1 protein-coding gene is annotated in these 579 nt (G+C 55.8%); it reads left to right on the top strand.

The features are described 5' to 3' along the window. On the top strand, positions 1 to 579 hold a 579-nt coding region (gene tnpC / locus TAMC210_RS13210), incomplete at both ends, for an IS66 family transposase (protein WP_173299282.1).

Genomic DNA, 579 nt, shown 5'->3' with positions numbered 1-579 from the left:
AAAAGAGACATCCTCCATGCCGACGAAACTACGTTACAGGTACTTCATGAACCGGGAAGGGAAGCTACCACCAAATCATTCCTTTGGCTTTACCGTACCGGGCGGGACGGCCCTCCCATAATTCTTTACGAGTACCAGACCACCCGGGCCGGCAAACACCCCCGCCGGTTCCTAAAAGGTTTTAAGGGCTATTTGCATGTTGACGGCTATGAGGGCTACAATGGACTTTCAGAGGTCACCCTGGTGGGCTGCTGGGCCCATGCCCGGCGCAAGTTTGACGAAGCATTGAAGGCCCTGCCGGAAGATAAACGCAATGCGGCAGTGGCCGCCCGGGAGGGGTTGGAGTACTGCAACCGGCTCTTTGCCATCGAGCGCGAGTTGAAAGAGGCAACACCGGAGGAACGCTATCAAATCCGCCAGGAGCGCAGCCGGCCCGTGCTGGACGAATTTTTGGCATGGCTTAAGAAGCAGAAATCCCACGTACTGCCCAAAAGCACCTTTGGGCAGGCGGTTTACTATTGCCTTAGCCAATGGGATAAACTTGTCGCCTTCCTGCAGGACGGGCGTTTGGAACTCGAT

The organism is Thermanaeromonas sp. C210 (assembly GCF_013167955.1).
In the GTDB taxonomy this organism is placed as follows: Bacteria; Bacillota; DSM-521; order Neomoorellales; family Neomoorellaceae; genus UBA12545.
This window is presented reverse-complemented; position numbering and strand designations above follow the sequence as displayed.